General features: G+C 75.1%; 14 protein-coding genes. 2 read left to right on the top strand and 12 right to left on the bottom strand.

All coding sequences use genetic code 11. The features are described 5' to 3' along the window. The 5 genes from AB0G08_RS29160 to AB0G08_RS29140 form a co-directional block, all read right to left on the bottom strand. The coding region (locus AB0G08_RS29160; protein ID WP_358093870.1) for a reverse transcriptase-like protein at window positions 1-496 on the bottom strand (496 nt) is incomplete at its 3' end. 3 nt (window positions 497-499) lie between these two features. Beyond that, a complete protein-coding gene (locus tag AB0G08_RS29155) occupies window positions 500-1,237 on the bottom strand; it encodes a C4-type zinc ribbon domain-containing protein (RefSeq protein ID WP_358093867.1) in 738 nt (245 codons plus the stop codon). Next, window positions 1,234-2,064 carry a Nif3-like dinuclear metal center hexameric protein gene (locus AB0G08_RS29150; RefSeq protein WP_358093872.1) on the bottom strand — a complete coding sequence of 277 codons (831 nt, stop codon included), beginning with the start codon at window positions 2,062-2,064 and terminating at the stop codon, window positions 1,234-1,236. Before AB0G08_RS29150 ends, AB0G08_RS29155 begins: the two co-directional genes overlap by 4 nt. A 175-nt stretch (window positions 2,065-2,239) precedes the next feature. After that, window positions 2,240-2,812, bottom strand: a complete 573-nt coding sequence (locus tag AB0G08_RS29145) for a flavoprotein (RefSeq protein ID WP_358093863.1) — start codon at window positions 2,810-2,812, stop codon at window positions 2,240-2,242. Window positions 2,813-2,828: 16 nt separating this feature from the next. Next, entirely contained in the window at window positions 2,829-4,055 is a 1,227-nt protein-coding gene (locus tag AB0G08_RS29140) for a helix-turn-helix domain-containing protein (protein WP_358093860.1), read from the bottom strand. Between the two features lie 243 nt (window positions 4,056-4,298). Here AB0G08_RS29140 and AB0G08_RS29135 point away from each other — a divergent pair, with 243 nt between their 5' ends. After that, entirely contained in the window at window positions 4,299-4,970 is a 672-nt protein-coding gene (locus AB0G08_RS29135; RefSeq protein ID WP_358093857.1) for a bifunctional DNA primase/polymerase, read from the top strand. Between the two features lie 245 nt (window positions 4,971-5,215). Here AB0G08_RS29135 and AB0G08_RS29130 read toward each other — a convergent pair whose 3' ends face one another. The 5 genes from AB0G08_RS29130 to AB0G08_RS29110 all read right to left on the bottom strand — a co-directional run bounded on the left by AB0G08_RS29130 (window position 5,216) and on the right by AB0G08_RS29110 (window position 11,491). Beyond that, the gene (locus tag AB0G08_RS29130; RefSeq protein ID WP_358093854.1) at window positions 5,216-5,938 is read right to left on the bottom strand and encodes an FAD:protein FMN transferase; all 723 of its coding nucleotides are present in this window, start codon (window positions 5,936-5,938) and stop codon (window positions 5,216-5,218) included. 73 nt (window positions 5,939-6,011) lie between these two features. After that, on the bottom strand, window positions 6,012-6,602 hold the full coding sequence (locus AB0G08_RS29125; RefSeq protein WP_358093852.1) for an FMN-binding protein: 591 nt from the start codon (window positions 6,600-6,602) through the stop codon (window positions 6,012-6,014). Window positions 6,603-6,612: 10 nt separating this feature from the next. Next, window positions 6,613-8,034: a ferredoxin reductase family protein gene (locus AB0G08_RS29120; RefSeq protein WP_358093849.1), complete on the bottom strand. Its 1,422-nt coding sequence runs from the start codon at window positions 8,032-8,034 to the stop codon at window positions 6,613-6,615. Next, window positions 8,031-9,398 carry a DUF1501 domain-containing protein gene (locus AB0G08_RS29115; RefSeq protein WP_358093846.1) on the bottom strand — a complete coding sequence of 456 codons (1,368 nt, stop codon included), beginning with the start codon at window positions 9,396-9,398 and terminating at the stop codon, window positions 8,031-8,033. Before AB0G08_RS29115 ends, AB0G08_RS29120 begins: the two co-directional genes overlap by 4 nt. A gap of 20 nt (window positions 9,399-9,418) precedes the next feature. Further along, on the bottom strand, window positions 9,419-11,491 hold the full coding sequence (locus AB0G08_RS29110; protein WP_358093843.1) for a DUF1800 domain-containing protein: 2,073 nt from the start codon (window positions 11,489-11,491) through the stop codon (window positions 9,419-9,421). Window positions 11,492-11,953: 462 nt separating this feature from the next. Here AB0G08_RS29110 and AB0G08_RS29105 point away from each other — a divergent pair, with 462 nt between their 5' ends. Next, on the top strand, window positions 11,954-12,211 hold the full coding sequence (locus AB0G08_RS29105; RefSeq protein ID WP_357879955.1) for a DUF3040 domain-containing protein: 258 nt from the start codon (window positions 11,954-11,956) through the stop codon (window positions 12,209-12,211). A 25-nt stretch (window positions 12,212-12,236) separates the two neighbouring features. Here the strand turns inward: AB0G08_RS29105 and AB0G08_RS29100 are convergent, their stop codons facing one another. Further along, window positions 12,237-13,193, bottom strand: coding sequence for an SWIM zinc finger family protein (locus AB0G08_RS29100; protein WP_358093840.1), 957 nt, complete (start codon window positions 13,191-13,193; stop codon window positions 12,237-12,239). After that, on the bottom strand, window positions 13,190-15,730 hold a 2,541-nt coding region (locus tag AB0G08_RS29095), incomplete at its 5' end, for a DEAD/DEAH box helicase (RefSeq protein WP_358093837.1). The genes AB0G08_RS29095 and AB0G08_RS29100, both read right to left, overlap by 4 nt.

Below are 15,730 nucleotides of genomic sequence, written 5' to 3'. Positions count from 1 at the left end.
GGGCCGGCGAGTCGGGGCCGGCGACCTCGCGCGGCGGCTCCACGACGCGCGGCGGCGCGACGGCGGCCCGGGCCGGCGCCTTGCCGGCGGCGGCGTCCATGGCGGCGTTGGCGAGGGCGTCGGCGTGCCGGTTGCGTTCCCGGGGGATCCACTGGAACCGGACCGCGGCGAAGCGGTTCACCAGCCCGGCGGCCTGCGCGGCGAGCGGGCGCAGCCCGGGGTGCTTGATCTGCCAGCGGCCGCACATCTGCTCGACCACCAGCTTCGAGTCCATCCTGGCCTCGACCTCGGCGACGCCCAGCTCGGCGGCGGCCTCCAGCCCGGCGATCAGCCCCCGGTACTCGGCGACGTTGTTGGTGGCGACGCCGATCGACTCGCTCCGCTCGGCCAGCACCTCACCGGTGTCCGCGTCGCGGACCACCGCGCCGTAGCCGGCCGGGCCGGGGTTGCCCCGGGACCCGCCGTCGGCCTCGACGACGACCACGCGCGGCGCCACGGGCTACAGACCGGACTCGTTGGTGCGGACCATGATCCGCCGGCAGTCCTCGCAGCGGACGACCTCGTCCGGGGCCGCCTTGCGGATGCGGGCCACGTCCGCGCCGGAGAGCTCCAGGCGGCAGCCGCCGCACCGCCCGGCGGTCAGCAGCGCCGCGCCGAGCCCGGTGTCCTCGCGGATCTTGTCGTACAGCTGCACCAGGTCGGCCGGGAGGTCGCTCGCCAGCGGCTGGCGGGCGCCGCGCTTGAACTCCTCCTCCTTGGCGATCTCGGCCAGGCTCTCGTCGCGGCGCCGCTCGGCGGCGTCGCGCTTCTCCCGCACCTCCGCGAGCCGCTTCTCGACGCCGTCGAGCACGCCCTGGGCCGTCTCCCGCTGCTCCATGAGCTCCAGCTCGGCGTCCTCCAGGTCGCCCTGGCGGCGGTTGAGCGAGACCAGCTCGTGCTGGAGGGCCTCCAGCTCCCGGGCCGGGCCGCTGCCGGCGGCCAGCCGGGCCTCGTTCTTGGACTTGCGGGCCCGCACCTGGTCGACGTCCTTCTCCATGCGCGCGATGTCCCGGTCCAGGTCGTCGACCGCCACCTGGGCGCGGACCCGCTCGTCCTCCAGCGCGGACAGCTCCCGGGCCAGCGCGTCCAGCTCGGCCCGCTCGGGCAGCGAACGGCGGCGGTGGGCGAGCTGGGCGAGGGCGGTGTCGATCGCCTGGAGGTCGAGCAGGCGGCGCTGGACCTGGGGGTCAGCCTTCACGGTCGGGGCTCCTTGTCGTCCACCGCGGGTGGGGCGGCGTGTACGGTCCACGGGTCGGTGTCCCGGTCGGACACCAGCGTCTCGACACCCGTCGCCTCCCGCAGGAGGGCGGCCAGGTCGTCCAGCCACGGTCGTTCGGTCGCCCAGTGGGCGGCGTCGAGCAGGGCGGGGCCGTCGGCGGCCAGGTGCTCGCCGGCCGGGTGGTGGCGCAGGTCGGCGGTGAGGAACGCGTCCACCCCCGCCGCGGTCGCGTCGGCGAGGAAGCCGTCCCCCGCGCCGCCGCTGACCGCGAGGGTACGAACCATACGCCCGGGATCCCCGGCGGCGCGAACTCCCCAGGCGGTGGCGGGCAGCACGGCCGCGGCGTGCCGGGTCAGCTCCGCCAGGGTCATCGGCTCCGGCAGCTCGCCGATCCGACCGATCCCCCGGCCGCCGCCGTGCGCGGGCGAGCCGGGCGCGGGCGGGTGCAGCGGGCGCAGCGCGGTCAGCCCGAACCGGGCGGCGAGGGCGTCGGAGACCCCCGGGGCGGCCACGTCGGCGTTGGTGTGCGCGACGTACAGCGCCACGTCGGACCTGATGAGCCGGTGGACGATCCGGCCCTTGTAGGTCGTGGGGGCCACCGAGGAGACGCCGCGCAGCAGCAGCGGGTGGTGGGCGACGATCATGTCGGCGCCGGCGTCGAGCGCCTCGGCGACCGTCTCCGGCACCACGTCGACGACGCAGAGGACCCGGCGCACCGGGGCGCAGGGCTCGCCGAGCACCAGCCCGACCCGGTCCCAGTCCTCGGCCCAGGCCGGCGGGTAGCGCCGCTCCAGCTCGGCGACCACGTCGGCGACGGTCGGCGGGACTGCGTTGGTGCTCACGGCGGGCCAGCTTACCGGCGCGGGCCGTGGCCGGGGGCGTCGCCCACCGACGCGACGGCGTGTCCCCGCCACTGCCCTGGCGCGCCGAAGGGTCCCCCCTGCTGACGCCGTACGTCAGCCAGGGACCCTTCGGCGTGCCTCAGGCGACGGAGCAGAGCCGGTCCCGTACGGCGGTCAGGCCCACGGCCCACGGGAAGGCGTGCAGGTGCCGCTCGCCGGTGCCCGGCGGGTGCAACGGGAACACGTCGTCGCCGAAGAGCACCGTGACCCCCCACTCGGCGAGCCGGTCGATGCCGGCCCGGAAGGCCGGGTGGGCCGCCATCGCCGCGTTCGTGTACGGCACCGCGACCACCGGCACACCCATGCCCTGCGCCTCCACCAGCAGCCCGAGGGCCAGCGTGTCGGTGATCCCGGCCGCCCACTTGTTGACGGTGTTGACCGTCGCCGGGCAGACGATCATCGCGTCGGCCTGCGGCAGCACGTCGAGGTCGCCCGGATTCTTGTAGTGGGTGCGGACCGGATGGCCGGTCTGCCGGGCCAGCGCGGCCCGGTCGACGAACTTGGCGCCGTCCGGCGTGGTGACCACGCAGACGTCCCAGCCGTCCTGGTGGGCCAGCTCGACGAGCCGGCCGACGTGGCGGGCCAGCGGCGAACCGCAGGCGATGACGTAGAGCACCTCGCGGCGCTCGCTGCTCGGGCGCGGGCCGGTCATCAGGCCGGCTCCGCGCTCATACCCCAACTCCCATGTGCTCAGCCAACTCCGCAATCGGAGAAGGCGGCGCACCACGTGTGCGACGCAGGACGTCCGACATCACCTCGTGGGCGATCGGCCGGCAGCGGATCTCCGACGGGGCGAGGCGGTCGCCGCGCAGCAGCATCTCGCCGGCGTTGGCCACGTCGCCGACCTGAGCGAAGCCCCGGGCGATGTCGAGCAGGTGGTGGGCCCGGCGCTCGGGCAGCAGCGCGTTGAACGCCGGCTCCTGGATCCGCTGGTGCACCTCCACCGCCCGGCCGCCGTCGCCCAGCTCGACCGCCGCCGCCGCCCGGTGCAGCTCCACGTTGGTCGGCCCGAACGAGGTCCAGTAGTGGTTCTGGTCGCCGCCGAGCAGGTTCGCCGCCTCCTGCGCGCCGTTGATCAGGTCGCCGACCGTGGCGGAGTCGCCGATCCGGGAGGCGGCCATCGCCCCCTGGAGCAGCAGCATCCCGTAGACCGACAGCAGGGCCGGATCGGCAGCGTTGCCGCAGCCGGGGGCGAGCCGGTTGGCGATGGTGACGTTGAGTTCGAGCGCGGGCCGGGGCCGGCCCATCGCCACCAGCGCGTTGCAGACCCGGGTGGTGGCGATGCCGGCCAGCAGCGGGTCGTTGGCGCGCTGGGCGACCGCCATCGAGCGGTCGGCGGCCAGCCAGGCCAGGTCGCACTCGCCCAGCTTGCGCAGCACCGACGAGGCGATCTGGTAGACCTGCCCGAGCAGGTGGGCCGCCTCGACCGCCTGGTCGCCGCCGTGGCCGGCGTCGGCGGCCTGGGCGTCGCGCAGCAGCTTCGGCAGCGCCCGGGTGAGCATCCCGTAGCGGCCGTACTGGTAGGTGAGCCAGGCGTGGTTGACGGCCTTGCGCATGTCGGCCAGGGGCGGCGGGTACGGCGCGGCGTCGAAGTAGGCGCTCATCGAGTCGTACCGCTCCAGGGCCGCCCGGATCTCCTGCACCTCCACCTGGTCGATGCAGTTCAGCGCGTCCGTCCGCCGCTCCGGGTCCTTGCCGAGCAGCAACTGCACGTCGACCTGGAGGATGTCGGCGATCTCGTAGAGGACGGAGAACTTGTCCAGCCGGCGCACGCCACGCTCGACCTTGTCCACCCAGCTCTTCGACTTGCCCAGCCGGTCCGCGAAGACCTGCTGCGACATCTTGCGCCGTCCCCGCCAGTAGGCCACCCGCCGCCCGATGGGCAACTCGTCCATCTACCCGTCCCTCCCCATGCGCCTCGAGCGGGCGTGCCGGCCGGTGGTCCCGGGTGCGGCAATCCGTACGTCTCAGGTTTTCGCTGGTCGCACAGCGTGTGCGTCAGCCGTACAGCCAGTTCTCGTAGTTTTCGTGCAAGTTGCACAAGCCGTTCGTCAGCTCAACGATCGCGGGTTACGGCAGTGACGGTGCTCGACATGCGACCTGGGCACCGGCCGGGGTCCGGCGAGGGGAGATGGCACATGTGGGGGAATGTCGCGCCGCGCGTCGTTCAACTGTCCCCGTTGGAGCGGGTACGGCTGCGCCGGGTGGCCGTACGGTACGCCCTGCACGGCTGGGACGTCACCCCGGGCGCCTGCCTCGCCCGCAGCCGCTTCGTCTGCGGGCGGGCCGGCTGCCCGACGGTCGGCTGCCACCCCGCGCTGGAGGACTGGGAGCACGCCGCGAGCGCCGACCCGGCCCGGGTCGCGACCTGGTGGCGCACCCGGCCCCACGGCGTGCTGCTGCCCACCGGGCGGGCGTTCGACGTGCTGGAGGTCCCCACGCACCTCGGCCGGCACGTGCTGGACGCGGTCCGGACGCACCCGGCGGGCGTCGGCGTACGCGGGCCGGTGCTGGTGACCCCGACCGGCCGCTGGATGTTCCTGGTCCGCCCCGGCGACCCGCTCCGCCCCGAACTGGACCACTGCTTCCACGTGGTGCGGCACGGCCCCGGCTCGTGGATCCCCGCCCCGCCGACCCGGCTGCCGGAGGGCACCGTCCGGTGGGCGGTCGCGCCCGAACAGGCCCGCTGGCAGCTGCCCGACTCCTACCTGGTGCAGAACGCGCTGATCGAGGCCCTGCGGGCCACCGGGGTCACGGTCACCTCCGACCTGCTCCCCGGGCACCTGCCGCTGCCGCGCCGGGGCATGTGACGGCGGCTCGACAGCGACGCCGGAGGGCCGGCGCTCGTTGAGCACGGCGACGGCGCACCCGCGCCGGGAGCGGGGGTTACATGTCCACCGACGACACCGCGCGCCAGCCGGACGGCACGGAACCGCCACCACGGCACCACCGGCCGCGCCGCCGCTGGCCGGTCACCCGTCCCGTCGGCTCCCGCCCGGGCCGCCCGCGCCCCCTCGGCTCCCGCCCCGCCACCACCCGCTTCCTCCGCTGACCCTCAACCGGCCAGGGGCAGGGCGGTGGAGTGCAGGAGGCGGGCGTCGTCGGTGACGACCGCGTGCTGGTGGTCGGACAGGCCGTCCAGCCAGCCGATGCCGGCCGGGCCCATCGCGACGGCCGCGGTGGCGTACGCGTCGGCCAGCCCGAGGTCCGACCCGACCACGGTGACCGAGCGCAGCCCCCGGGCCGGCACGCCCCGGCGCGGGTCGAGCACGTGGTGGCCGCGCTCGTAGACGCCGGAGGTGGCCACGGCCAGGTCGGTGCCGGTGAGCACGAGGCAGGTGGCCATCGCGTCCCACGGGTGCCGCACGCCGATGCGCCACGGTTGCCCGGTCGGTGAGTGGCCGCGTACCCGCACGTCGCCCCCGGCGTTCAGGCAGTGGTTCGCCGCCCCGGCCGCGACCAGCCGGTCCGAGGCGACCTGCACCGCCCAGCCCTTGACGTAGCCGGACGGGTCGAGCCGCCCGGTGGCGTACGCGTCGAAGAAGCCGTCGGTGACCTGCCACAGGTCGGCGCAGCGTTCCAGGACGGCCCGCAGGTCGGCGCCGGCCCCCGCGAGCGGCAGCTCGCCCCGGTCGACACGGCACACCTCGCTGTCGGCCCGGTACGTGCTGAACCGGGCGTCCACCTCGCGCAGCCAGGCGAAGACGTCCCCGGCCAGCCCGGCCAGCGCGGCGGCTGGCAGGTCGTCGGCGAGGTCGAGGCTGATCGCGGTGCCCATCACCTGCTCGACGCGCCGCAGCCCCGGCCGGGTCGCCGGCGGGCGCCCGCCCGACGTCGCCGACGCCGGCACGTCAGTTCGCCCGGTCGAGCGCGGCCTGCAACGACCTCTTGTACGAGGTGCTGGTGGCGGTCGCCCCGGAGACGGTGTCCACGTCGGCGCTCTGCCGCTGCACCACCAGCCCGGAGCTGCCGCTGTAGCGGCCGTCGACCTGCTCGCTGCGCTGGTCGGACTGGGCGGTCTCCTCGGGCAGCTCCAGGGCCACCACGTCGACGATCCGCGTCCCGGAGAGGGTGATCTGCACCTGCACGTTGCCGTACTCGTTCTCCACCACCGGCCCGGTGACGGTGCGGGTGGTCGGCGCGGGCGGCGGCTTGGTGGTGGTGCGCGGCGCGGACGGCGCCCGGGTGGTGGCGCTGGGCCGGCTCGCCGGCGCCCGGGTGGCGGTGCGGCCGGGCCGGGGGGACGCGGTGGTGCGGGCCGGCGACGGCGCGGCGGAGACCTTCCCGCCGGTCGGGGTCGGACCGGCCGGCGCGGGGACCACCGGCGGCGGCGCGGCCGGCAGGTCCTGGGCGACGGGGCTGGTGCCCGGCGAGCCCTTCAGCACCACCATGGCGGTGGTGCCGGCCGCCAGGCCGGTGATCGCGAGCAGGGCGCGACGCATGGGGGCCTTCCTACAGCTCGAACGTGGCGAGGTGGATCTGCCGGCGGGGCACGCCGGCCTCGCGGAGCACCCGCAGCGACTGCTCGACCAGGCCGGGCGGCCCGCAGAGGTAGACGTCGCGCCGGGCGAGGTCGGGCACCAGCCGGCGCAGCCCGTCCGGGCTCATCACCTGGCGGGGGCCGGGATCGTGGCGGGAGCCGACGACGTACCAGATCGCGGTGTCCCGGGCTTCGGCGAGCCAGTCCAGCTCCCGGTGCAGCAGCACGTCCGCCGGGGTGCGGGCGCGGTAGATCAGCGCGGCGCCGGGCGGCAGCTCCTCCAGCATCGCCCGGATCGGGGTGATGCCGCTGCCGCCCGCGATCAGCAGGGCCCGTTCGCGGGTCCGGTGGGCGGCGGTGAAGGTGCCCGACGGGCCCTCCGCCCAGACCCGGGTGCCCGGTTCGAGGTCGCGCAGGTCGGCGGTGTGCGCGCCGACCACCTTGACGGTGAGCCGCAGCCAGCGGCCGTTGGCGGCGGCGGAGACCGAGAACGGGTGCGCCTGCCACCAGCAGCCCCGGGCGAGGAAGCGCCAGCGGAAGAACTGCCCGCCGAGCAGCTCCAGCCGCTCCAGCCGCTCCCCCGTCAGGTAGATCGAGACCGTGTCCGGGCTCTCCGCGACCACGTCGGCGACCCGCAGCCGGTGCCGCAGGTTGAACGCCAGCGGCGCGACCACCCGGCCCCAGAACAGGGCGGCGAGCACCAGCGCGTACATCGCGATCCAGAAGGTGCGCACCGGGCCGGGCCGGAACAGCTGCGCGCCGTTGCTGAACTGGTGGGCGAAGCCGAGCAGCAGCACCGCGTAGCTCGACAGGTGCAGGGCGTGCCACAGCTCGTAGGGCAGCGCGGTGCGGATCGCCCGGACGCTGGTGAGGCCGACGAGCACCAGGATCCCGGCGGCGGCGAACGCGGAGACCATGTCCTCGTAGTCGCGCAGCAGCACGCCGGCCTCGGTGAGCACCGGGTTGTCCTCCAGGTCGGCGTAGCCGACCAGGATCAGCGACGCGTGCGCGAGCACGGCGACCAGCAGGGTGGCCCCGACGTCGCGGTGCCAGCGGGCGATCCGCTCGCCGCCGGCCCACCGCTCCAGCACCGGCAGGCGGCTCATCATCAGCACCTGCACGAGCAGCAGGTAGCCGGCGATCAGCCCGGTGATCCGGCCGGCGGCGGTGAGGGTGGCGGCCGTCGTCCGCAGCGAATTGGCCGGGGTGTCCAGCCACCAGGGCAGCACGCTGGCGAGCAGGCCGACGACGAGCAGCGCGGCCAGCAGCCGCCGGCCGCCGGGTCCGCGTCGCGGCGGCACCAGCGGGCGTACGTCCGCAGCCGGCCGGCCGCCGCGCCGGGACGGGGTCGTCCCGGCGCGGCGGCCGGCGGCGTGGGTGCGCGGGTACGTCACGCGTACAGCTTCATCGGGCGGTACTTCTGCCGGGGGAAGATCTTGTCCACCTCCGCGTTGGTGAGCCCGAAGCGGCCCTGGGCGACGGCCCCGTAGACGTTGAACATGTTGTTGTACTCGGGCACGTCGCCGGAGTCCAGGTCGTCGAGCCCGTTCCAGGTGCCCAGCAGCGAGCCGGCGAGCTTGCGGCCGGAGAGCAGGGTGACCACCCCGCCGTGGCCGTGGTCGGTGCCGCCGCCGTTGGAGGCGACGCGCCGGCCGAACTCGCTGGAGACCATGACGGTCACGTCGGCGGAGCGCTCCCCCAGGTCGGTGAAGAACGCCGCCATGGCGCTGGCCAGCTCGTTGAGCCGCCGGTGCAGCTGACCGCCGTCGCGGGTGCCCTGGTTCTCGTGGGTGTCGTAGCCGCCCATCCCGACGGTGGCGACCCGGACGTTCGCCCCGCCCTTGATGAGCTGGGCGAGCTGCTGGAACGCGTAGCCGACGCCCTTGTACTCGACGCCCTCGGCCGGCTGGTACGGCTTCGCGGCGAGGCGCTGCGCGGTGGCCAGCGCGCCCAGGCCGTCCTGCACGGCCTCCTGCACCGGGTGGTTGATCCCGGTGAAGAGCCCCTTGATCGCCTTCTCCGTCGCGGCCCGGTAGCGGTCGTCGCCGTTGAGCCGCAGCGAGCCGACGCTGTCGAGGGAGAGCGCGCCGTTGTTGCCGACCAGCGACCGCGGCAGCGTGCTGCCGATGCCGACGCTGCGGAACGCGGTGCCCGTGCCGAGCGTGTCGACCAGGCTGTCCAGCCAGCCCCGGCCGCCGGTCTCGCTGGGCAGGCCGCCGAGGTTGCAGGCGTCCGCGGCCTGGAAGTGGCTGCGCGACAGCCGCTCGTCGGAGACCGCCGGCACAAAGCCGAGGTTGCCGCTGCGAAGCCACTTCTCCAGCGGCTTGAACGCGCTGGTCAGCTTGAAGCCGCGGCCCACCGCCAGGGAGTCGTCGGCGAGCAGCAGGTCGGGGCGGGCCTTGGCGAGCACCGGGTCGTCCGCCGGGGCGACCAGGCTCAGCCCGTCCAGCCCGCCGTAGAGGAAGACGTGGATCAGGGTGCCGGTCTTGGTGGCGGCGAACGAGGCCGAGGTGGTGACGAACTGGGCGGTCGCGAGGGCGGTGGCCGTGGCGGCGGCACCGGCCACGAACGTCCGCCGGGTGACGCCGCGGCCGTCCTGCTGGGCCTCCTCCAGCTCCTCCAGCCGCCGGTAGCGGTCGGCCTCGGCGGCGTTCTCGGCGGCGACGATGTCGGCCTCGGCCCGCAGCAACGCCTCGGCCGGATCGTCGGCCAGCCGCCGCAGGTCGGGGCATTCAGGGTGCAGGGGGAACGTGTGCACAGTCTTCTCCATCGGGTGCCTCACCGGAGGTGGTGCTGGGGGGAAGCGAGGATCGCCCGCGCTACGGCGGTGACGGCCCCGTCGAACGTGGCGTCGACCTTGTCGCCGGCCGACACGCCGGCCACGCCGAGGATCAGGGACCGCTCCCTGGCGCTCAGCTTCTGACCCACCAGGCGCAGGGCCAGCGCGTCCACGTACGCGCCGGCGGTGGCCGGCGGCCTGGCCACCAGCTTCTCCGGCGGGGTGTAGGTGAAGGCGGTGCGCCGGCCGGCGAGCAGCTCGCCCGCCTCGTTCCAGCCGTTGACCATGGTGCCGGCGGAGGTCCAGGCCACGTAGACGTCCGGGTAGCCGTCGGGGGTGGGCTGGCCCATCGGGTACTGGCCCAGCTCGCGCATCCTGTCGTGGATCTGCCGCAGCCCCCGCGCGTACGGGGTGCGCTTGCTGTCGCCGTTGTCGTGCTTCGGCGACGCCTCCGGGGACACGCCCAGGGCCCGGTACGTGGCGACCAGGTACTCCATCGGCCGGCGCACCTTCTGGCCCACCGCCGCCCAGAACTCCGAGGAGCTGAAGAGCGTCATCAGCACCGGCTTGATCATGCCCTTGTTGGTGCTGTACGTCTTCGCCAGCCGCTCCACGAGGGACTTCGGCGGGGTGTCCGAGACGAACCGGGTGGCGAGGCTCTGCGCCACGTACTTCGCGGTGGACGGGTGCAGCGCGATGTACGTCAGGTACGCGTCGATGGCCGCCTCGGCCTTCTTCGGGTCCTTCGAGTTGTTCGCGTGGGTGAAGCCGAGGACCTTCACCTTGCCGACGTAGTGCCGCTCGGGGCGGAACACGTACTTGCCGTCGTTGACGCCCCGGCCGGTCTGGAGCAGGGCCGCCTGCCGGACGTCCTTCTCGGTGTAGCCGCCGTCGACGCCGACCGAGTAGAGCTCCAGGTTCTCCCGGGCCAGGTTCTCGTTGACCGCGTCGGCGCGGGAGTCGTTCTGGTTGAGGTAGAGCAGCAGCGCCGGGTGCCGGTTCGCGGCGAGCAGCATCTCCGGGTAGCTGCCGAGGGCGTGCGCCCGCACGACGTCCCGGTCGAAGGACGCGCGGTACACCTCGCCCCCGTCGAAGTCCGCAGCGACGTGCAGGAAGTCGTTCCAGAAGTCGACCATCACCTCGAACAGCTGCCGCTTCGACCAGATCTGGCGGGCGATGGTGGCATCCACCATCTCCTTCTCCGGCTGTGCGCCGCGCTCGTTGAGCTGGTCGCGCTGCTCGCGCAGCTGCGCCGTGCCCAGCTTCAGCGTCGGCAGCTCGGCGAGCTTCAGCTCGGCCTTCGTCGGGGCGATCTTGTCGGGGTCGAGCTGCCAGCGCAGCCAGCCGTCGATGCCCCGCTCCTTGATGTCGGCGACGACCTGCGGGGTCGCGCCGAAGGTGGCCCGCCGGGCCAGGTGCAGGACCGGGTCCTTGGCGAGCACCGTCTTGACGGTCACCTTGGTCTCCGCGGCGGCGGCCGCCGGCCCGGAGAAGGTCCGGCCGCCGGCCGGGGCGTTCTTCTTCAGCGCCTCGCCGGCCCGGGAGCCCATGTAGCTCTCGTTCTGCTCCGTGTAGGTGCGCACGGTGCTCGGCTGCTGGCCGCTCGGGCGGGCGGGGGTGCCGTCGGTGACCGTGGTGCCGGTGGCGTCGCCGGCCACCACGTCGTCGCCGAAGAGGCCACGGATCTGCGGGGTCATCGCCAGGGCGGCGCCACCGGCCACCACGGCCGCGGTGCCGCCGAGGGCCGCGAGGGCCTTGCGCCGGCCTACCTTGCGGCCCGGCTCGTCGTCATCGTCCAGGTTGGGCAGTGCCGGGCCGGGCGACGGCGCGCCGGCCTGCCGCGCGAAGCCGTCCGGGCCGACCCACTGCGGCCCGCGCGCGGCCGGCTGCCCGGCGTGGGCGTACTGCGCCCGCGGGTCGGCGGGGTGTCCACCCTGGTGCTGCGGGCGCGGGTCGTGGCCGTACGGGGTGGGGGGATACGTGTCGCGGTGACCGTCGGCGGCGGGGTACTGACGCCCGTCCCATCCGCGGTCGTCCCGCGGTCGACGTGGTGGCACATTCTGGTCGGCCATGTACCAATCCGTTTCTGCTGCGCCGCAACGACTGGCACCGGGCACGGGGGTGCAGGTGCGGCGGCTGGTGCCTGAGGGGGTTGCCACGGAAGGTAATGAAGCGTTCAGGTGCCTTCAAGCAGCGCCGGAAGCCCCCAGGACGTCACTTAAGGCGCCGCTCAGCGCGGGTCGACGACGCGGGACCTGCGCACGGGCCGGGACGGACCTCGCGAGCAGGGCCTACGCGGCACGACCCGGGCCGGACCCGACGATTCCCGCCCAGCCGGCCCCGGACGCCGCATTCATCGCCACAGGCAAATTTAAGGTTCGGCTAAGCCTGCGCTGAGGCGCTCCCCCGCTCGCCCGGGCGCGGCCCATACGGGCGCCGCGAGCAGCGGCGGCAAAGTGGCAGCAGCACGGGAGCGTGAGCCGCCGCCGCAGCGGGTATGCCGCCGAACCGCTGAACACGTGAGGGGAAGGCACATGCTCAGCAAAGAGGATCAGCGCAGGTTCGAGCAGATCACCCGTCAGCTCCGGGAGAGCGATCCGGCGTTCTTCGCCCGGCTCGACAACCGGGCCCGGGCCCGGCGCGGCCGATGGCTGATGCTGTTGACGATCGTGCTGTGGGCCTCGCTGCCCGCGATGACCGTGCTGGCCGGGCGACTGGCCGGGGCCGTCTGCGCGGTGGTCCTGGTGGCCAACGCCGCGATCATGTGGCGGTTCCGCCGCCGCTGGCTGTGACCCGGGGCCCCGCGCGTCGACGGCCTCACCGGCCCAGGAGCCGGTACGCCCGCCGCAGCCGCTCCAGCAGGCCGGGCCCGCCGATGGCGGGGGCCGGCGCGCCGAGCTGCCGCAGCAGCAGGTCCGGGCCGGTCGCCAGGCTGGGCGGTCGGTCGGGCAACGGGACCGGCGGCAGCCAGAACCGGTCGACCGCCTCGGCCAGCAGCGCGGGCGGGAGGCCGGCGAGCGCCCGTGCCGCCCCGACCGGCGGGGCGTCCACGGTGTCCCGTCCGGCCCGCGGTGCGTCACCGTCCGTCGTGGACGGCACGCCCGACCGCGCGACACCCGTCGCGTCGCCCGGCCGGTCGCCGGCGGTTTCGGCGCCGGCCCGCAGGACGCGCAGCCGGTCGAGCAGCTCCGCCCGGCTGCGGCCCCGCCAGTGCAGCAACTGGAACGGGTCGGCGTCGAACGCCTCGGCCAGCAGGTAGAACGTGGCCGCGAGGTGCTTGCAGGGGACGGCGAAGTCGGGGCAGCTGCACCGCTGGCGCAGCTGCGCCACACCGGCGGGGAAGAGCGGGGCGCCGGCCGCCGCGAACAGCTCCTCCAGTTCCGGGGGCAGGTCGCCGGCGAGCAGCCGGGCGCTGAAGAACGCCTGGGCGGCCAGTTCCGCCTCGACGCGGGCCCAGAGCTCCTCCGGGAACGGGGGCAGGGCGATGCGCACCTCGTACGGCTGCGCGCGGGAGCCCTGCACCACGGCGTCGACGGTGCCGGGCGCGACCTCCAGGCGGACCACCTGGCCGGCCCGCGCGTACGACCGGCCGCGGGTCAGCCGGGTGCCGAGGGCGAAGGACTCCAGCACCTCCAGGAAGCGCCGGGACCACCAGGACCGGCCGATGGCGCCCCGCGTGCTGCGGGCCCTCAGCCCGCCGTCGACCCGGCGCGGCCGGCCGTAGTCGGCGAACCGGCCGTTCGCCCCGCCCTCGCTCTCCGGCTCCCCGCTCACTCCACCACCGCCCCGGCCTCCAGGGTGAACAGCTCGCGCAGCTGCGTCGTGGACAGCTCGGTGACCCACTGCTCGCCGGTGCCGACGACCGAGGCGGCGAGGCTGCGCTTGTCGGCGATCAGCGCCGCCACCTTCTCCTCCACCGTGCCGGCGCAGACGAACTTGCGGACCTGCACCCGACGCCGCTGGCCGATGCGGAACGCCCGGTCGGTGGCCTGGTCCTCGACGGCCGGATTCCACCACCGGTCGACGTGCACCACGTGGTTGGCCTCGGTGAGGGTGAGCCCGGTGCCGCCGGCCTTGAGCGACAGGACGAAGATCGCCGGCCCCCGCGGGGACTGGAACCGGGTGACCATGGCGTCCCGGTCGGCCTTGCCGACGCCGCCGTGCAGGAAGAGCACCTCCCGGCCGAACCGGGCCGACAGGTGCCCGCGCAGCATGCCGCCGAACTCGGCGTACTGGGTGAAGAGCAGGGCCCGCTCCCCCGCCGCCAGGACCTCGTCCAGGATCTCCTCCAGGCGGGCCAGCTTGCCGGAGCGGCCGCCCAGCGCCGAGCCGTCGCGCAGCAGTTGCGCGGGGTGGTTGCAGACCTGCTTGAGCCGGGTCATGGCGGCGAGCACGAGCCCGCGCCGCTCCATGCCGTCGCTGGACTCGATCCGCGCCAGCATGTCGTCGACGATCGCCCGGTAGAGCGAGGCCTGCTCGGCGGTGAGGTTGCAAAGCACCTCCATCTCCAGCTTCTCCGGCAGGTCGGAGATGATCGAGGAGTCGGTCTTGAGCCGGCGCAGCACGAACGGGCCGGTGATCCGGCGCAGCCGCTCGGCCGCCTCGGCGTCGCCGTGCCGCTCGATCGGCTCGGCGTACTTCTTCCGAAAGGCCGCCGCCGGGCCCAGCAGGCCCGGGTTGGCGAACTGCATGATCGACCAGAGGTCCGCCAGCCGGTTCTCCACCGGCGTGCCGGTGACGGCGATCCGGTGCCGGGCGGGCAGCGCGCGGACCGCCTCGGCCTGCCGGGTGGCGGCGTTCTTGATCGCCTGGGCCTCGTCGACCACCACCCGCCGCCAGTCGATCCCGGCCAGGTCGACCGCGTCGCGGGCCGCGACCGAATAGGTGGTGAGGACCAGGTCCGCGTCGTGCACGGCCGCGCCGAACGCCTCGCCCCGCGCCCGTTCCGCGCCGTGGTGCACGTGTACGCGCAGCGCCGGCGTGAACCGCGCCGCCTCGCGCTGCCAGTTGCCCACCAGCGACATCGGGCAGACCAGCAGGGTCGGGCCGGCGTCCGGCGGGTCCCCGGCGAGCAGGGCCAGCAGTTGCACCGTCTTGCCCAGCCCCATGTCGTCGGCGAGCACGGCGCCGAGCCCGAGGGACTGCAGGAACGCCAGCCAGGCCAGCCCGCGGCGCTGGTACGGCCGCAGCGTGCCGTGGAACGTCGGCGGCGGATCCAGCGGGGCGAGTCGCCGCTCCACCGCCCCGGCGAGCAGGTCGCCCAGCGCGCCGTCGGCGCTCACCTCCAGCACCGGCAGCGCGTCCGGCTGTTCGGCGTCGGCCAGGCCGAGGCGGAGCAGGTCGGCGACGGTCAGCTCGCCGGTGGAGCGGAGCAGCCGCAGGCCGGCGGCGAGCCGCTTCGGGTCCAGTTCCACCCACTGCCCGCGCAGCCGCACCAGCGGGGTCTTCAGCGCGGCCAGCGACGCCAGCTCCTCGGCCGTGAGTGGCTGGTCGCCGAGGGACACCTCCCAGCGGTAGTCCACGAGGGCGTCCAGGCCGACGCCCCCGGCGGTCGCGGCGACGGTGCCCGGGGCGGTCCGGCTGCGGGCCTGCAACCGCGCGCCGAGCCGGGACGACGGGCGCCGCCACCAGGACGGCAGCAGCACCGCGAAGCCGGCGGCGTGCAGCACCGGCGCGCCCTCGCGCAGGAACCGGTGCGCCCCCTCGACGTCCAGTTCCAGGACCTCCGGCGTGGCGGTGCGCAGGGCGGTGTCCAGCTCGGGCCAGAGCCGGCTGGCGCGCCCCAGCTCGGCGAGCAGGGTCTCCTGCGGGTCGTCGCCGCGACCGGCCAGCCCGGCGACGGTCTCCGGCGCCCGCCAGACCTGTCCGGCGTCCACGTGCAGGCTCGGCTCGTCGGCCGCCTGGAGGCCGAACTCGACCCGCCACCGCCCGGCCGGTCCCACCGCCGCCGCCGGGTCGGCGGGCACCACGACGACCGGCTCGGTGACCTCGTCGGCCGGCGGCTCGACCAGGCGGAAGCTCGCCCGCACCGCGCCGCCGGCCGCGTCGCGCTGCCAGGCGTCCAGTTCGGCGCGGAGGGTGTCCAGCGCGGCGGGGTCGGCGGCGAACTCCCGCACCGGTCCGGTGAGCGCGGCCAGCCAGGCCGGCACCGCGCCGTTCGGGCGTACGCCCCGGGCCAGCGCGGTCTCCGCCAGGGCCGACCGGACGGCGGCGTCGGTGAGCGCGTCGAGCGCGTCGGCGACCAGCGCGCCCGGCGCGTCGGCGGCGCCCGGTGCGGGCCGGTGGCGCCCGGCGGGCGGGCCGGGTCGCGC

The organism is Micromonospora sp. NPDC023644, assembly GCF_040640115.1.
Taxonomy (GTDB): domain Bacteria; phylum Actinomycetota; class Actinomycetes; order Mycobacteriales; family Micromonosporaceae; genus Micromonospora.
The sequence above is the reverse complement of the archived record's forward strand: the minus strand, read 5'-3'. Positions and strand labels throughout refer to the sequence as shown.